At 75.5% G+C, this 15945-nt stretch carries 14 protein-coding genes; 4 read left to right on the top strand and 10 right to left on the bottom strand.

What is annotated here, in order from left to right; translation table 11 throughout:
• Window positions 1-20: 20 nt before the first annotated feature.
• The 5 genes from KIN34_RS09620 to KIN34_RS09600 are packed head-to-tail and all read right to left on the bottom strand — an operon-like array spanning window position 21 to window position 2643.
• Window positions 21-764: a hypothetical protein gene (locus tag KIN34_RS09620; RefSeq protein WP_214349717.1), complete on the bottom strand. Its 744-nt coding sequence runs from the start codon at window positions 762-764 to the stop codon at window positions 21-23.
• A complete protein-coding gene (locus KIN34_RS09615; RefSeq protein ID WP_214349714.1) occupies window positions 751-1149 on the bottom strand; it encodes a YbaB/EbfC family nucleoid-associated protein in 399 nt (132 codons plus the stop codon). The genes KIN34_RS09620 and KIN34_RS09615 overlap by 14 nt, the downstream gene beginning before the upstream one ends.
• A 5-nt stretch (window positions 1150-1154) precedes the next feature.
• Window positions 1155-1982, bottom strand: coding sequence for a hypothetical protein (locus tag KIN34_RS09610; RefSeq protein WP_214349711.1), 828 nt, complete (start codon window positions 1980-1982; stop codon window positions 1155-1157).
• Complete coding sequence (locus tag KIN34_RS09605) at window positions 1979-2296, bottom strand: type VII secretion target (protein WP_214349708.1); 318 nt, start codon at window positions 2294-2296, stop codon at window positions 1979-1981. Before KIN34_RS09605 ends, KIN34_RS09610 begins: the two co-directional genes overlap by 4 nt.
• Complete coding sequence (locus tag KIN34_RS09600) at window positions 2296-2643, bottom strand: YbaB/EbfC family nucleoid-associated protein (RefSeq protein WP_214349705.1); 348 nt, start codon at window positions 2641-2643, stop codon at window positions 2296-2298. Before KIN34_RS09600 ends, KIN34_RS09605 begins: the two co-directional genes overlap by 1 nt.
• 125 nt (window positions 2644-2768) lie before the next feature.
• Between KIN34_RS09600 and KIN34_RS09595 the strand changes: the two genes are divergently transcribed.
• The 4 genes from KIN34_RS09595 to KIN34_RS09580 all read left to right on the top strand — a co-directional run bounded on the left by KIN34_RS09595 (window position 2769) and on the right by KIN34_RS09580 (window position 7037).
• On the top strand, window positions 2769-3725 hold the full coding sequence (locus KIN34_RS09595) for an ABC transporter ATP-binding protein (RefSeq protein WP_214349702.1): 957 nt from the start codon (window positions 2769-2771) through the stop codon (window positions 3723-3725).
• The gene (locus KIN34_RS09590; RefSeq protein ID WP_214349699.1) at window positions 3722-4945 is read left to right on the top strand and encodes an ABC transporter permease; all 1224 of its coding nucleotides are present in this window, start codon (window positions 3722-3724) and stop codon (window positions 4943-4945) included. The genes KIN34_RS09595 and KIN34_RS09590 overlap by 4 nt, the downstream gene beginning before the upstream one ends.
• Window positions 4946-4955: 10 nt before the next feature.
• Window positions 4956-5402: an HIT family protein gene (locus KIN34_RS09585; protein WP_214349697.1), complete on the top strand. Its 447-nt coding sequence runs from the start codon at window positions 4956-4958 to the stop codon at window positions 5400-5402.
• 66 nt (window positions 5403-5468) lie between these two features.
• Window positions 5469-7037 (top strand): molybdopterin-dependent oxidoreductase, encoded by a 1569-nt coding sequence (locus KIN34_RS09580; protein ID WP_214349694.1) that lies wholly within the window; start codon window positions 5469-5471, stop codon window positions 7035-7037.
• A 102-nt stretch (window positions 7038-7139) separates the two neighbouring features.
• Here the strand turns inward: KIN34_RS09580 and KIN34_RS09575 are convergent, their stop codons facing one another.
• The 5 genes from KIN34_RS09575 to KIN34_RS09555 all read right to left on the bottom strand — a co-directional run bounded on the left by KIN34_RS09575 (window position 7140) and on the right by KIN34_RS09555 (window position 15849).
• Window positions 7140-7628 (bottom strand): hypothetical protein, encoded by a 489-nt coding sequence (locus tag KIN34_RS09575; protein ID WP_214349691.1) that lies wholly within the window; start codon window positions 7626-7628, stop codon window positions 7140-7142.
• A gap of 30 nt (window positions 7629-7658) precedes the next feature.
• Complete coding sequence (locus tag KIN34_RS09570; protein ID WP_214349688.1) at window positions 7659-11960, bottom strand: bifunctional nitrate reductase/sulfite reductase flavoprotein subunit alpha; 4302 nt, start codon at window positions 11958-11960, stop codon at window positions 7659-7661.
• Between the two features lie 4 nt (window positions 11961-11964).
• Window positions 11965-13413: an MFS transporter gene (locus tag KIN34_RS09565; protein WP_214349685.1), complete on the bottom strand. Its 1449-nt coding sequence runs from the start codon at window positions 13411-13413 to the stop codon at window positions 11965-11967.
• Between the two features lie 385 nt (window positions 13414-13798).
• Complete coding sequence (locus KIN34_RS09560; protein WP_214349682.1) at window positions 13799-15076, bottom strand: sulfate/molybdate ABC transporter ATP-binding protein; 1278 nt, start codon at window positions 15074-15076, stop codon at window positions 13799-13801.
• Window positions 15073-15849, bottom strand: a complete 777-nt coding sequence (locus tag KIN34_RS09555) for an ABC transporter permease (RefSeq protein ID WP_237689624.1) — start codon at window positions 15847-15849, stop codon at window positions 15073-15075. The genes KIN34_RS09560 and KIN34_RS09555 overlap by 4 nt, the downstream gene beginning before the upstream one ends.
• Window positions 15850-15945 lie beyond the last annotated feature (96 nt).

Raw genomic sequence — 15945 nt, 5'->3', positions numbered from 1 at the left:
TCGGTGTCGCGTCGGCGGGCTCAGCGGACCAGGGCCGCGACGTCGCGCACCAGGTTCGCGCGGGCGACGGTCGTGGCCGGGCGCGGGTCGTCGAGCGCGAGCAGGACCACGCGGTCGTCACCGATCGTGAGAGCCGCGAGCAGGTCCTCGTGGCGCGCCACCCGCTCGCGCACGGCGGCCAACCAGGCGGGGTCCGGCGTCTCGCCGCGGCCCGCCCAGGCGGGCGTGACGAGCATCGAGTCGGCGGTCGAGCCGATCGGCACGCGGACCCGCACCGCGCCCGTGCTCGCACTCGCCGCGACGACCTCGCGGCGGACGCGGGCACGGCGGGACCCGGGGACCGCACGCAGCACCCACGTCTCGCTGCGCACGGGCACCGACGCGACCGCGAACCGGAGCCTGCCGCGCGCGGCCTCGACCTGCCACCCCCGCGGGAGAGCGAGCGCCACGTCCCGGGGGTCGGCCGCGCCGTCGTGCTCGAGCGCGGCACCGCCCCACGTCCGCGCCCAGGCGGCCCGGGCGGACGCGACCCGACGGTGCGTCGCCTCGGGCCCGGCGACCCGCTGCCAGAGCAGACCGCCCAGGACGCCGGCGACGAGGACCGCGACGACGGCGACCGGCTGCGCGGTGCCCCGGGCGAGCCCGGCGGCCGCCGCACATCCCGCGATCGTCGCGACGGCACTCACCGGCACGGCCGCGCCGGCGGCGGTCCACGCCCGCCGGCCCGGGCCGACGGCGCCGGAGCCCGGGTCAGCGCTCGGCATCGGGCGACTCGTCAGCCGCGGGCAGCATCGCGTGGGCCGCGGCGGCGACCGCGGCCGAGAGGTCACCGACCGACGCCGGTGCCTCGCCCACGGCCTCGTCGACCGCCGCGCGCAGCAGCGCCACGGCCCGGCGGTGCGCGTCCATGGTCGCCGCGGCGAGGGCGCGCGGCGGCGTGCGCATCGCGTGCGGCGTGAACTGCACGCCCTGCAGCAGCGCGTCGGGACCCAGCGTGACGCGGACCTCACGCCCGGCCGACCACGCCGCGTACGTGCGCTGCTCGATGCGCGCCGCGGTGCGCGCGGTCTCGGCCGCGGCCTGGTGCGCCTCGAGCTGCAGCTGCTTCAGCCGGTCACGCGCGTCGACGACACGTGCCTGGGGATCCATGCCCGTCACCGGCCCGAGTCCGCGCTCTGGTCCACGCCAGCGGCGCCCGCACCGATCACCTTGTCCGGCCCGATGCCGAGGTTGTAGAGACCTACCTCGTCGAACGACCGGTACAGGTCGGCGAGGAGGTCGCAGAAGCGGCCCGTCGACCCGAGCAGCTCGTCCGTCCACCTCGCAGCGTCGTCGACCCAGCGCGCGATCGCCGACGTCGCCTGCGCGACGACGACGGGCACGCCGAACCCGAGCGTCCCCAGCGCCTCGGCCACCCAGACGATCAGCTTGCCGACGAGCTCGGCACAGATGGCGGAGACGATCTGCCGGACGACCTCGACGATCCCGCTGCCGATCGCGAAGCCGACGTTGACGCACCGGCAGGCGAACGACTCGACGTTCGCGCGTTCCGCCATCTCGGTCAGGCGGCGTCGGAAGGCGTCGGCGGCGGGGCCGTGCCAGTGCTGGGCCGTGCGGTCGCGGATCTCGATCAGGCGATCGGCCTGCGCCGCCAGGGTGTCGCCGACGTTGGCCCACGTCAGGCCCACCGCCGTCACCACCGCCGGGTCGCCCACCAGGACGTCGAGTGCCTCCTGGAACCAGGAGAAACGATCGAGCAGGAAGCCGGCCACGCTGGACGCGAGAGTGCCGAGCGGATCGACCGCGACGCCGACGAGGTCGCCGACGCTGCCGGCGGCCGACCCCAGGGCTCCCGCCCAGTCGCCCGAGCCCAGGCTCGCCCCCGTGGAGAACAGCGAACCGACGACGGGCAGGCCCAGCGCGCTGCCCTCGAACCACGCGGGCGCCTCCCACGCCTCGGGCTCGACGACGACGACGCTCATCCGACCCGTCCCCGGAGCGCGCGGTGCCGGGCCGCGGACGCGGTGTCGGCGATCTCGTAGTCGGTCACCGCGTTGCGCAGGTTCATGGCGACGGCCTCGTATGCGGCCGCCTCCGCCCGCAGCGCGGTCACCGCCGCGGTCTGCACCGTCTGCGACGGCGGGACCATCGCGACGCACAGCAGGCCGAACGCGGTCTGCGACATGGTCTGGGCCGCGAGACCGGCGCTGACTGCGGCGTCGACCTCGCCGGCCACGGCGAACACGTCCCCCACCTCCGCGGCGAGCCGAGCCAGGTCGACCGTGAACTCGTCCATCACTCCCCCTCCTCTGCGAGAACCGCCCGGACACGCGCCGCGAACTCGCTGTCGCCCAGCGCGGGCAGTGACTGGACCCGGGCGCGTCCCGTCGCGCGGTGCGCCTCGCGGACCGCGTCGAGGACAGCCGCCTCGAGCTGCGCCGGCGTGAGCCGGGCGACGTCGGCGTCGAAGGCGATGTCGGCCAGCAGCCCGTGACCGTCGACGACGACCTCGACCAGACCGTCCCGGTCGGCGCCGGTCGTCGGGGCCTGGGGGGTGGTCGCGGCCGCCGCGTCCACCTCGTGCGCCGCCCTCAGGCGGGCGCGCCCGTCCGCGAGGATGGTCCGCAGGTCTTCCGTGCCCATGCCGCGAGGGTAGCGGTCCGGTCGCCGGCACGGACGGCTCACGCACGAGGGCCCCGCCGGGACGCAGCGCCGTCGGACCGCGTCCCGCCTTGGCAGTCCGCGGTCCGTCTGATGGGATCGAGTGCATGTCTGCGCTCACCATCGAGTCCCTGTCCAAGGCGTACGGTTCCGTCCAGGCCCTGCGCGACATGTCGTTCGAGGTGCACGGCGGGGAGATCTTCGGGTTCGTGGGCTCCAACGGTGCCGGCAAGTCGACGACGATGCGCATCATCCTCGGCGTGCTCGCGGCCGACTCGGGGCAGGTGAGCTGGGACGGCCGGCCCGTCGACCTGCACGTGCGCCAGCGCATCGGGTACATGCCGGAGGAACGCGGGCTCTACCCGCGCATGAAGGTCGGCGAGCACCTGGTCTACCTCGCGCGGCTGCACGGGATCGACAAGGCCGCAGCGACGCGGGCGATGCAGCACTGGACCGACGTGCTGGGCCTCGCCGAGCGTCGGGACGACGAGGTGCTCAAGCTCTCCCTGGGCAACCAGCAGCGCGTGCAGCTCGCGGCGGCGCTGGTGCACGGGCCCGACATCCTGGTGCTCGACGAGCCGTTCTCCGGCCTGGACCCTGTCGCGGTCGACGTCATGAGCCAGGTGCTCCGGGACCAGGCCGCCGCGGGCGTGCCGGTGATGTTCTCCTCCCACCAGCTCGAGCTCGTCGAGCGGCTGTGCGACCGCGTGGGCATCGTGCGCGCCGGGTCGGCGGTCGCGGTCGGCGGGATCGACGAGCTGCGCCGCACCCCGGAGCGGCGCTGGGTCGTCGACGGCCCACCACCCGAGACCTGGCTGCCGCGCGTGCCGGCGGCCCGCCTCGTGGGCTCGTCGGACGGCCGCAGCACGGTCGAGGTGGTGAACCCCGGCCTGCAGGACGTGGACCAGGAGCTCCTGGCGGCCGCCATCGCCGCGGGGCCGGTGCGCGAGTTCGCGCGCGTGCGCCCCTCGCTCGTCGAGCTGTACCGCCACGTGGTGAGCGCCGACGACGCCCCCGCGGACTCCCCCGCGACGACGCCCGAGCCGACGGAGGTGCCCGCATGAGCACGACGAAGCCCAGCGGCGCCACGGGGGCGCTCGGCACGAGCGCCGCGATCCGCCTGGTCGCGGGCCGGGAGATCTCGACCCGCATCCGGACCAAGTCGTTCATCTGGACCACCGCGCTGTTCGTCGCCGCGGTCGTGCTGGGCGGCGTGCTGCTCAACCTGGTCTCGGGCGGTGAGCCGGACGCGACGCCCGTCGGCTTCACGCCGGAGGCGTCTGCCGCGGCCGAGTCGTTCGAGGCGACCGCGAGCGGCATGGGCGTGACCGTCGAGACGCGCGAGGTCGATGCCGCGGACGCCGAGGCAGGGCTGCGCGACGGCGACCTCGACCTCGTCGTGACGTCCGTGGACCCGACGCTCGACGTCCAGGTGCAGACCACCGTGCCGCAGACCATCGAGCCGGTGCTCGCCGCGTTCGCGCAGCAGCTCGCGCTCGCCTCGGCGGTCACCGACCTCGGCGGGAACCCCGCGGACGTCTCGGGCCAGATCGCGCAGGCGGCGCCGCAGGTCACCGCGCTCGAGCCCGAGGCGGAGCGCGACGGCGGGCAGATCGTCGCGGGGTACATCGCGGGGATCCTGCTGTTCATCTCGCTCATGACCGCGGGCCAGCTCGTCGCGCAGGGCGTGGTCGAGGAGAAGTCCAGCCGCGTGGTCGAGCTGCTGCTCGCGACCGTGCGGCCCGCGCAGCTGATGGCGGGCAAGGTGCTCGGCATCGGCGTGATCGGTCTGCTGCAGGTCGCGCTCGTCGTCGGGGCGGGTGCGGGGACGGCGGCAGCGTTGGGGCTGCTGGACTCCACATCGCTCGACATCGGCACGACCGCCCTGTGGGCGCTGGTCTGGTTCGTCGTCGGGTTCGCGATGTACGCGCTCGTCCTCGGCGCGCTGGGCGCCCTGGTCTCGCGCCAGGAGGACGTCGGCTCGGTCATCGGGCCGGTGACGACGCTCATGATCGTGCCCTACGTGATCGGCATCTCGATCCTGCCCTGGGACCCGACGAACACGCTGGCGACCTGGCTGTCCTACGTGCCGTTCTGCGCGCCCATGCTCATGCCGATCCGCATCGCCCTGGGCGCGGCGGAGACGTGGGAGGCGCTCGTCGCCCTCGGCATCTCGATCGCCCTGATCCCGGTGCTGGTGTGGCTCGCGGGGCGCATCTACTCCGGGGCCGTGCTGCACTCGGGCGGGCGCATGAAGATCAAGGACGCGCTGCGGCGCGCGTGACGGGAGCACCATGACCACGCTGTTCACCCGCATCATCGACGGGGAGATCCCCGGCCGGTTCGTGTGGTCCGACGAGGTCTGCGTGGCGTTCGGGACCATCGCGCCGATCACCGACGGGCACGTGCTCGTGGTGCCGCGGGCGGAGATCACCGAGCTGACGCAGGCGCCCGACGACGTGCTCGCCCACCTCGTCGTGGTCGCCAAGGCCATCGGTCTGGCGCAGCAGGCGGCGTGGGACGCGCCCCGGGCCGGCCTGCTGGTCGCGGGCTTCGAGGTGGAGCACCTGCACCTGCACGTGCTGCCGGCGTGGGACGAGGCGAGCCTCAGCTTCCGCAACGCGCGCCCCGACGTCCCGGGCGAGGAGCTCGACGCGGCGGCGAACCGGGTGCGGGAGGCGCTGCGCGCCGGGGGCCACGGCGCGCACGTCCCGTCGGCGCTCGGTTCACCCGCCCTCTAGACCCATCCACCGGCGCGTCGGCGACGAACGCTGGTCATGCGGAGTCCCACGTCCGACGATGAGCCCATGACCACCACGGCGGAGACCGGCGCGCCCGCCACCACCCGTCCGCGCGCGCCGATCGGGCTCGCGGCGCTGGCCGGGCTCGCGGCGGGCGTCGTCACGGTCGGCGTCGGGGCGCTCGTCTCGCTCGTCGCCGGGGCCTCGACCGACCCGCTGATCGCGGTGGGGTCGGCGTTCGTGGACGCGACGCCGGCCTGGCTCAAGGACTGGGCGGCCTCGACGTTCGGCACGGCCGACAAGGTCGCGCTCGGCGTGGGCGAGGTCGTGGTCCTGGCGGCGCTCGCCGCGCTCGCCGGGGTGCTCGCGGCGCGCCGCTGGGTGTGGGGCGCCGCGCTCGTCGTGCTGCTCGGCGTGGTCGCCATGGCGGCCGCCCTGGGCCGGCCCGACGCCTCGTGGACCGCGATGGTGCCGTCGCTGGTCGGCACGGTCGCGGGGCTCTGGACGCTGCAGCGGCTGGTGGCGCGCCTCCCGCGGGCGGGGACGGACGACGACGAGCGCGGCACGAGCCGTCGCCGCTTCCTCCAGGCCACCGGCGTGGCCACGGCGATCGGCGCCGTCGGCGTGCTGCTGGGCCGGACGGTCGGCGCGGCCGGCCGCGCCGTGACCGCGGCACGCCAGGCGATCACGCTCCCCCGCCCGGTGACCACCGCCCCCGCGGTCCCGGCCGGCGTCGACGTCGGGGTCGAGGGCGTCGCGCCGTGGGCCACGCCGCCCGCCGACTTCTACCGGATCGACACCGCGCTCGTCGTGCCCCAGGTCGACCCGAGCACCTGGACGCTGCGCGTGCACGGGCTCGTCGAGCAGGAGGTCGAGCTCACCTGGGCCGAGCTGCTGGACGCCGACCTGGTCGAGGCCTGGGTGACGCTGTGCTGCGTCTCCAACCCCGTGGGCGGCGACCTCGTCGGGAACCAGCGCTGGCTGGGGCTCCCGGTGCGCGAGGTGCTGGCGCGCGCCCGCCCCACCGCGGACGCGGACATGGTGCTGTCCCGCAGCGCGGACGGCTGGACCGCGTCCACCCCGCTCGAGGCGCTCACCGACGACCGCGACGCGCTGCTCGCCGTGGGCATGGACGGCGCGCCGCTGCCCCTCGAGCACGGGTTCCCGGTGCGGATGGTGGTCCCGGGACTGTACGGCTACGTCTCGGCGACCAAGTGGGTCACCGAGCTCGAGGTCACGCGGTTCGCGGACGCCACCGCGTACTGGACGGACCGTGGCTGGTCGCAGAAGGGCCCGGTCAAGACCCAGTCGCGGATCGACGTGCCGTCGGACGAGGCGGAGGTCGCCGTCGGCCCGGTGGTGATCGCCGGCACGGCGTGGGCGCAGCACCGGGGCGTCACGCGGGTCCAGGTCCAGGTGGACGGCGGGGCGTGGCAGGACGCGACGCTGGCGGACGACGGCGGCATCGACTCCTGGCGGCAGTGGCGCTTTGAGTGGCAGGCCGACGAGCCCGGGCGGCACGAGGTCCGCGTCCGCGCGTTCGACCCCGAGGGCCCCCAGACGGGTGCGGTCGCGGGCGTCATCCCGGACGGCGCGACGGGCTACGACACGATCCACCTCGCGGTCCGGGCCTGACGCGTCCCCGCGCGGTCGTCAGACGCCGCGAGGTCGTCAGAGGTTCGGTGGCTCGTCGGACATCTCTGACGAGTCACCGGGATCTCTGACGAGCCTGCGCGCTCACGCGGGCGCGTCGTCCGCCGTGAGGGGGGTGCGCAGGCGCAGGGTCGGACGCAGGGGGCGGACCACCGTGCGCAGGAGGATCGTGAGGGCCAGCACCGGGACCGCGACGAAGATCGCGCCCCAGATGGTCCAGCCCCAGTCCTCCGTGCTGCCCGAGACGACCTGCGCCACGATCGTCCACGCCAGCCACAGCACGAACGTCGTCAGCGTGGTCCACAGCCAGGAGACCTGCCGCAGCAGGAGCGTCGGGAGCAGGTGACCGAGCGCGACGAGCACGACGAGCTGGCCCCCGAGCGTCAGCAGCGCGCCGACCGCGAAGTCGCCGACCGACGAGCCGCCGAACCCGGTGAGCAGCCCGACCCACACCAGCGCGACGAGACCCAGCGCCACCGTGTGCTTCCACGCCTCGCCCAGCAGGTCGCCGGCGGTCAGCCGGTCCGGCCGCACCGCGATCTGCGCACGCTCGTCGTCCCCGGTCTCGTCCACGGCCACAGCATGCCGGACGACGACGCGGCGTCAGTACACGTCGCGGACGTAGCGCCGGGTGGTGGTGAGGTCCTTCACGTAGGCGGCGGCGGCCTCGGGCGCCATGCCGCCGTGGGTCGCGACGATCTCGCGCAGCGCCGCGTCCACGTCCTTGGCCATGCGCGACGCGTCGCCGCAGACGTAGAACGAGGCGCCGTCCGCCAGCCACGACCACAGCCGGGCGCCGTGCTCGCGCATCCGGTCCTGCACGTAGACCTTGCTGCGCTGGTCCCGCGAGAACGCGGTGTCCAGCCGGTCGAGCGTGCCGTCCGCCAGCATGCCGCTCAGCTCGTCGCGGTAGTAGAAGTCGGTGGCCGCGTGCTGCTCGCCGAAGAACAGCCAGCTCGCCCCGGTGTGGCCGGCGGCCCGCCGGTCCTCGAGGAACCCCACGAACGGCGCGACGCCCGTCCCCGGGCCGACCATGATCGCGCGGGCGTCCGGCGCGGGCGGCCGGAAGTGCGCCGTCGGCTGCACGTGCACCGGCACCGTCGTGCCGAGCGGCGCGTCCGCCAGGTACGACGAGCAGACCCCGCCGCGGGCGGCGCCCGCAGGGGACTCGTACCGGACGACGGACAGGGTGAGCGCGACCTGGTCCGGCGCGACCAGCGCGCTCGACGAGATCGAGTACTGCCGCGTCGCCAGCCGCCGCAGCACGGGGACCAGCTCGGCCGCGGTGACGTCGGGCGCGAGCTCCGCGACCACGTCGACCGCCTGACGGCACCACGTCCACCGCGCGAGGTCGCTGCGGTTGTCCGGCCGCAGCAGCCGGCGCAGCGCCGCGCTGCCCGAGCGCTCGGCGACGAACGTCAGCAGGTCCGACGAGACCCGGCTGATGTCGAGCTCGTGCGTCAGCGCCGTGCGCAGCGGCGCCTCCCGGCCCTCGACCTCGACCTGCTGCTCCGGGTCCCAGCCCGTGACCTCGAGCCACTCCTCGACCAGCGCGAGCGCGTTCGTCGGACGCACCGCGAGCGCGTCCCCCGCCCGGTACGCGACCGTCCGCGGGCTGTCCGCGACGTCGAGCACGATCTGCCGGACCTCCTTGCCCGACCCGGACAGGCTCAGCAGCCGGTTGGTGACCAGGCGGCCCTCGCCGGGGTGCGCGCGCGTCGCGTGGGTCGGCGTCGCGTCGGTCGGCGTCGCGTGGACCTGCGGACCGTCGTTCGTCGGCTCCGCGGCCCGCTCCGCGGTCACGGCACCGGGGCTCGGCTCGTCGGACACCGCGGCGGCGAGCGCCGCGATCCACGCGTGCGCCCGTTCGTCGTCGCCGGGCTCGCAGTCCGCGCGGTCGACCAGGCGGGCTGCGCCCAGCTCCGCGAGCCGGTGGTCCAGGCGGCGGCCGTGGCCGCAGAACCGGTCGTAGCTCGAGTCGCCGAGCGCCAGCACGGCGAACCGCGAGCCGTCGAGGCGTCGCGCGTCCGGCGCCGCGAGGGCCTCCCAGAACGCGGTGCCGTTGTCCGGGGCGTCGCCGTCCCCGAACGTGCTGGTCACCAGGACCAGGTCCGCCCCCACGGGCAGGTCGGCCAGCGGGCAGTCGTCCATCGCGACGACGCGCGGCGCGTGGCCGGCGTCCGTGAGCCGTCGCGCGGCGGCGGCCGCGAGCTCCTCCGCCGTGCCGGTCTGCGACGCCCACAGCACGACGAGCGGGCGCGTCGGGGCGGCACCCGGCCCGCCGTCCGCTCCCTGCCGGACGGCACCGGGCTGCGGCGCGCGCGAGAACAGCCCCGCGAGGAGGCCGTCGACCCACAGCGCCTGGTCCGGGTCGAGCGGTGCGCCGGCCGGGAGCACGGGCGTGCCCGGCGCTCCCCCGCCCAGCCCCGCCAGGAAGCCGGCGAGGTAGCGCCGCTGCTCCTCGCCGAGCGGCGGCGGCGCGAGGCCGTCGAGCCCCAGCGCCGCGCCGAGCGCACGGATCGCGACGGCTCCGGGCGTGAGGCCGCCCGGGGTGGTCTGCGGGTCGCCGGGCCTGTCACCGGGGACGTCGCCGGGCGCATGGCCGGGCGGATGGTCGGGCACCTGGCCGGGCAGGTGGGCGGGCACGTCGTCGGCCTGGTCGTCGGTGACGTGGTCGGGCACGACGTCGGCCGGTCCGGCCTGGTGCGGCACCGGGGTCAGCGCGACCGCGCAGACCTTGAGCTCGGGCTGGAAGGAGATCGGGTCGACCGCGTCGCTCGTCACGGCGTTGACCGCGAGGTACTCGCCGAACAGGTCGTTCCAGTGGAACGGCGCGAAGCACGCCCCGGTGCGCACACGGTCGGTCACGACGACGGGCAGCACCGCACGGCCTCGTCGGGACGCGACCTCGACCCGCACCCCGTCAGTCAGCCCCAGGCGCCGCGCGTCGTCGGGGTTGACCTCGACGAACGGGCCCGGCGCGAGCTTGTTCAGCTTGGCGACCTTGCCGGTCTTGGTGAGCGTGTGCCACTGGTGCTGGACGCGGCCGGTGTTGAGCACGAAGGGGTAGTCGTCGTCCGGCAGCTCGGCCGCAGGAAGGTGCGGCCGCGCGTGGAACTGAGCTCGGCCGGACGCCGTCGGGAACCGCAGCCGCGGACGGGTGCCGTCGGGGCGCTCGAGGACCGGCTGGCTCACGCCGTCGTTGAGGTAGCGGATCGGGTTGCGGCGCGGGCCGTCGGGCGCCACGGGCCACTGCACCGAGCCCTCACGGAGCCGGTCGTAGCTCGCGCCGCGCAGGTCGTACCCCGTGCGGGGGTTCGCGAACGCCCGCAGCTCGTCGAACACCTCCTGCGCCGACGCGTACGCGAACCCGGGGTACCCCATCGCGGTCGCGACGCGCGCGATCAGCTCCCAGTCCGGCAGCGCGTCCCCCGGCGGGGCCAGCGCGGCGCGCGCGAGCGTGAGGTTGCGCTCGGAGTTGATCATCACGCCGTCGGACTCCGACCACAGCGCGCCCGGCAGCACGACGTCGGCGTACGCGTTGGTCTCGGTGTCGGCGAACGCGTCCTGGGTGACGACGAGCTCGGCACGCTCGAGGCCCTCGATCACCGTCCGCCGGTTGCCCACCGACGCGACCGGGTTGGTGCACACCACCCAGCACGCCTTGATCTCGCCCGCGGCCATGCGCTCGAACATGTCGACCGTGCCCGCGCCGGCGAAGTCGCCGCGCAGGGTCCCGGGGGCCAGCTCCCACACGCGCTCGACGAAGGCGCGGTCCTCCGCGTCCAGCAGCGAGCGCTGGCCGGGGAGGCCCGGCCCCATGTAGCCCATCTCGCGGCCGCCCATGGCGTTGGGCTGGCCCGTGAGCGAGAACGGGCCGCTGCCCGTGCGGCAGATCGCGCCGGTCGCCAGGTGCAGGTTGACCAGCGCGTTCGTGTTCCACGTGCCGTGGGTGGACTGGTTGAGCCCCATGGTCCAGCAGGAGACCCAGTTCTCGGCGCCCGCGATCAGCGCGGCCGCCGCCCGCAGGTCCGCCTCGTCGACGCCCGTGACGCGCGCGACCTCGTCCGGCGGGTAGTCCTCGAGCATCGTCTCGACCGCGTCCCAGCCGTCGGTGTGCTCGGCGACGAACGCGCTGTCCAGGCCGCCCGCCTCCACGACGAGCCGCAGCAACCCGTTCAGCAGGGCGATGTCGGTCCCGGGGTCGACCTGCAGGAACAGGTCGGCCTTGTCCGCCGTGGCGGTGCGACGAGGGTCGACGACGATCAGCTTCGCGCCCGCCTTGACCCGGTCGAGCAGGCGCAGGAACAGGATCGGGTGGCAGTCGGCCATGTTGGCGCCGATCACCAGGAACACGTCCGCGTGGTCGAGGTCGTCGTAGGACCCGGGCGGGCCGTCGGCACCCAGCGACAGCTTGTAGCCCGTGCCCGCGCTGGCCATGCACAGCCGCGAGTTCGACTCGATCTGGTGCGTGCGGACGTACCCCTTGGCGAGCTTGTTCGCCAGGTACTGCGCCTCGAGGCTCATCTGGCCGGAGACGTAGAACGCCACGGCGTCGGGTCCGTGCTCGTCGACCACGGCCCGGAGGCGGGCCGCGACCAGCGCGATGGCCTCGTCCAGGTCCGCGCGCTCCGGCTCCGCGCCGCGCTCGGGCCGCACCAGGGCGTGCGTCGCCCGTCCGCCGGCCGCCAGCATGTCCGCGCTCGTCGCGCCCTTGGTGCACAGCCGGCCCGCGTTCGACGGGTGCGAGCGGTCGCCGCGAGCGCCGCGCGCGACCCGCCTGCCCTCGTCGTCGCACGCGACGTCGAGGACGATCCCGCAGCCCACGCCGCAGTAGGAGCACACCGTCGCCACCTGCTCGAGCGACGGCGTGCTCCCCTGCGGAGCGGTGGTGGTCGTCGTCATCCGGTCAGATGACGGTGGAGCCGAAGGACGAGCCGCGGCGCGAGTACACGGCCCAGACGGTGACCGCCATCACCGCGTACATCCCGACGATCACCCACAGCGCCGCCTGGATGTTGCCGGTCGCGCTGGTCGAGACCGCGAAGCCGCGCGGGATCAGGAAGCCGCCGAACGCCCCCACCGCTCCGGCGATGCCGAGGCAGCCGGCCGCCGCGCGGGCCCGGCGCGCGCGGTCCTCGTCGTCCGTGGCCCCGTGCCGGAACACGGCCGGGATCATCCGGTAGACCGACCCGTTGCCCGCGCCGGTCGCGACGAACAGCACCAGGAAGGACGCGAGGAACGCGCCGAACGAGTGCGACCGCAGGGCGAAGATCGCGCTCACGACGCCGGCCGCCATGACCGCGAAGGACGCGATGGTCACCCGGGCGCCGCCCAGCTTGTCCGCCAGGGTCCCGCCGAGCGGGCGGGCGACCGAGCCGACGAGCGCGCCCAGGAACGCGATCGACACCGTGACCTCGGGGAACGTGCCCTTGAGCAGCGTCGGGAATGCCCCGGAGAAGCCGATGAACGAGCCGAACGTCCCGATGTACACGAACGAGATGATCCAGGTGTGCCGCGCCCGGGCGGCCACGCCGTAGGAGCGCGGGTCCGACTTGGCGTGCGACAGGTTGTCCATGAACCGCCAGGCCAGGACGGCCGCGAGCAGGGCCAGGGGCACGAACATCCACCCCGCGAGCTCCAGCTGCAGGCCCGCGCCCCCGACGATCACGATCGGCACCGCGAACTGCACGGCCGCCGTGCCGACGTTCCCGCCCGCGGCGTTCAGCCCGAGCGCGCGGCCCTTCTCCTTCTCCGGGTAGAAGAAGGAGATGTTGGCCATCGAGGAGGCGAAGTTGCCGCCGCCCACGCCCGCGAGCGCGGCGACGCCCAGCAGGAGCCCGAACGGCGCGTCCGGGTTCTGCACGACGAGCGCGAGGCCGACCGTGGGGATCAGCAGGAGCAGCGCGGACACGATGGTCCAGTTGCGACCCCCGAACACCGGGACCGCGAACGTGTAGGGGATGCGCAGCGTGGCGCCGACCAGGCTGGGGATCGAGATCAGCCAGAACATCTGGTCGACCGACAGCGCGAAGCCCGCGGCCGGGAGCTGCGGCACCACGATGCTCCACAGCGCCCAGACGGCGAACCCGAGGAACTCGGCGAAGATCGACAGACCCAGGTTGCGCCGGGCGATGGCGCGGCCCACGGACGCCCACTGACCGGCGTCCTCGGGGTTCCAGCCGTCGATCCACCGGCCGGGCCGGTGGACCAGCGGCGCTCCCGCCGGAGCGGCTGCGGTCGCCGAGCCGGTGGCCGTGCCGGTGGACGTGCCGGTGGCCGTGCCGGTGGACGTGCTGGAGGTGATGGGGGTCGACGGGGTCGACTCGTCGTCGACGGTCACGAGCGGCTGCGCCATGGGGGCCTCCGGGGCTCGGTGGGGGCTCGGACGTGACCGACGCTAGGAAGCGGATGTTTCCGCGCTCGTCGTCCCGCTGTTGCATCGCGGGAACCTTTCCCGCACACGCGCCCCCCGCCAGCGGTGAGAACGAGGCACGTCACCCGCCCACCCCGTCTCCCACCCACCCCCGTCCCCCACCCACCACCCGTCCCCCACCGACCACCGGCCCACCACCACCGAGCGCGGTCGCTCCGGCGCGAGCGCGGCCGTCGATCGTGCGCGCTCGCCGCACAACGTCCGCAGTCGGGGCAGAGATGGGCGGGGGTGGGGCGGGTGGTCAGGTGGGTCAGGTGGGCGTGCGGGTGTCAGGTGGGCGGGCGGGTGTCAGGTGGGGCGGGTGGGCTCAGGTGGGGCGGGGGCGGAGGGCCGGGTACGGGACGGCGAGGTGCAGGGGCGCGCCCGGTCGCAGGTCGAGGTCGCGCGCGGCGGCGGCCGGCAGGTCGACGAGCACGTCGCCGCTGGTGCGGACCCGCAACCCGCGCGGCCCGCGCTCGACGTCGACCACCACCGCGGACCAGCTCACGTCCCGGCCTCCACCGTCCCCAGCACCCTCACCCCCACCGGCCCCGGCCCCGGCCCCGGCCCCGGCCCCGGTTCCACGGCCCTCGCCCCCGCCGTCCCCGGCCGCACGGCCCTCGCCCCCCGCGCGGACCCGGACGTCCGCCGGGGCGAACGTCAGCGTGCGGGTGGAGAAGGTCCCGCCCTGCGGGAGGTTCTCCACCCAGTGCGCGGGGGCGGTGAGCTCGAGCAGGCCCGCGCGGAGTCGGCCGGCGGCGTCGGGGCCGGAGACCGTGAGGAGGTTGAGGTCGGCGAGCGAGGCCGTGAACGCGTGGACCGGGTCGGTGAGCACCGCGACGGGGTCGCCCTCCTCGACCACCGTGCCGTCGTGGAGCACGACGACGTGGTCGGCGAGCGCCAGGACGTCCACGACGTCGTGCGTGACGAGCACGGTCGGCGTGGCGGTGCTGCGGACCCGATCGCGCACCAGGGCGCGCAGGTCGGCGGCGGTGCGGACGTCGAGCTGCGCGAACGGCTCGTCGAGCAGGAGCGCGGCGGGGCCGGCCGCGAGCGCCCGGGCGAGGGCCACCCGCTGCCGTTGCCCGCCGGACAGCTCGTCGGGCCGCCGCTGGCCCGACCCGCCGAGCCCGACGGCCTCGAGCCACGCGTCCGCGTCCCGGCGCGCGTCCCGGGCCGGCACGCCGGCCGCACGCGGGCCGAAAGCGACGTTCTCGCGCGCCGTGAGATGCGGGAACACCGCGGTGTCCTGGCCGAGCAGCCCGATCCCCCGGTGCTCGACGGGCACGTGCGTCGTGGCGTCCGTCAGGAGCCGGCCTCCGGCGCGCACCTCGCCCGCGTCGGGTCGCAGCGTGCCCGCGATCGTCGCGAGCAGCGTGGACTTGCCCGCGCCGTTGGCGCCGAGGACCGCCACCACCCGGCCCGGCTCGACCCGCACGCGCGCGGCGAGCGTGAACCCGCCCCGGCGCACCCGCACCTCCGCGTGCAGCGGTCCGGCGTGCAGCGGACCCGCGTGCAGCGGACCCGCGTCCTGCGGACCGGCGTGCAGCGGACTCGTCGTCCGGACGCCGCCACCGGTCCGCCCGCGGCCCCGCGCGCGCCTCACGCCGTCACCCGGCCGGGGCGCCAGGCCCGCGCGACGAGCAGCACGGCCACCGCCGCGACCACCAGGAGCAGCGACAGCGCGACCGCCGCGCCCTGGGTGACCCCGGCGCCGTTGAACGCCGAGTAGATCGCCAGGGGCATGGTCTGCGTGACGCCGGGGGTGCTGCCCGCGAAGAGCGCGGTCGCACCGAACTCGCCCAGCGCCCGTGCGAAGCACAGCACGGTGCCCGCGACGATGCCGGGGGCCGCGAGCGGCAGCGTGATCCGGCGCAGCACCGTCCAGCGCCCGGCGCCGAGCGAGGCGGCGACCGCCTCGTAGCGCGTCCCGGCGGTCCGGAGCGCGCCCTCGAGCCCGAGCACGAGGAAGGGCATGGCGACGAACGTCTGCGCGATGACGACGGCGGCGGTGGTGAACGGGATCGTCACACCGAACCAGGCGTCGAGCTGCTGCCCGACGAGCCCGCGCCGCCCCAGCAGGAACAGCAGCGCGATGCCGCCGACCGTGGGCGGCAGCACCAGCGGCAGCGTGACCAGCGCGCGCAGCAGGTCCGCCGCCCACCCGGTCGCCCGCGCGAGCACCAGGGCGAGCGGCACGCCCAGGACCAGGCACGCCACCGTCGCGGTCACCGACGTGCCGAGCGAGAGCGCGAGCGCCTGGCGCGCGGCCGGCGACGTCACGTCGGCGGGCAGGGTGGACCAGTCGGCGCGGACGACGAGCGCGACCACCGGGAGCACCAGCAGCCCCGCTGCCAGCGCGGCCGGCACCCACAGCAGGCGCGGCGCGCTGCCGGGCCCGCCCGACCTGCCGTCCGACGGCCTGGCCCGGCGCCGGGCCCCGCGCCGGACGGTCGCGTCCGCCGGCAGGGTCGT

The organism is Cellulomonas fulva (assembly GCF_018531375.1).
In the GTDB taxonomy this organism is placed as follows: Bacteria; Actinomycetota; Actinomycetes; order Actinomycetales; family Cellulomonadaceae; genus Cellulomonas; species Cellulomonas fulva.
Note: the sequence above shows the minus strand (reverse complement) of the source record. Positions and strands in the feature narration are given on the sequence as shown.

Bases quoted from the DNA above. Each gene is read 5' to 3' on its own strand.
- KIN34_RS09600 (WP_214349705.1), bottom strand. From the start codon at position 2,643: ATGGGCACGGAAGACCTGCGGACCATCCTCGCGGACGGGCGCGCCCGC.
- KIN34_RS09590 (WP_214349699.1), top strand. From the start codon at position 3,722: ATGAGCACGACGAAGCCCAGCGGCGCCACGGGGGCGCTCGGCACGAGC.
- KIN34_RS09595 (WP_214349702.1), top strand. From the start codon at position 2,769: ATGTCTGCGCTCACCATCGAGTCCCTGTCCAAGGCGTACGGTTCCGTC.
- KIN34_RS09565 (WP_214349685.1), bottom strand. From the start codon at position 13,413: ATGGCGCAGCCGCTCGTGACCGTCGACGACGAGTCGACCCCGTCGACC.
- KIN34_RS09605 (WP_214349708.1), bottom strand. From the start codon at position 2,296: ATGGACGAGTTCACGGTCGACCTGGCTCGGCTCGCCGCGGAGGTGGGG.
- KIN34_RS09585 (WP_214349697.1), top strand. From the start codon at position 4,956: ATGACCACGCTGTTCACCCGCATCATCGACGGGGAGATCCCCGGCCGG.
- KIN34_RS09610 (WP_214349711.1), bottom strand. From the start codon at position 1,982: ATGAGCGTCGTCGTCGTCGAGCCCGAGGCGTGGGAGGCGCCCGCGTGG.
- KIN34_RS09615 (WP_214349714.1), bottom strand. From the start codon at position 1,149: ATGGATCCCCAGGCACGTGTCGTCGACGCGCGTGACCGGCTGAAGCAG.
- KIN34_RS09580 (WP_214349694.1), top strand. From the start codon at position 5,469: ATGACCACCACGGCGGAGACCGGCGCGCCCGCCACCACCCGTCCGCGC.
- KIN34_RS09570 (WP_214349688.1), bottom strand. From the start codon at position 11,960: ATGACGACGACCACCACCGCTCCGCAGGGGAGCACGCCGTCGCTCGAG.
- KIN34_RS09620 (WP_214349717.1), bottom strand. From the start codon at position 764: ATGCCGAGCGCTGACCCGGGCTCCGGCGCCGTCGGCCCGGGCCGGCGG.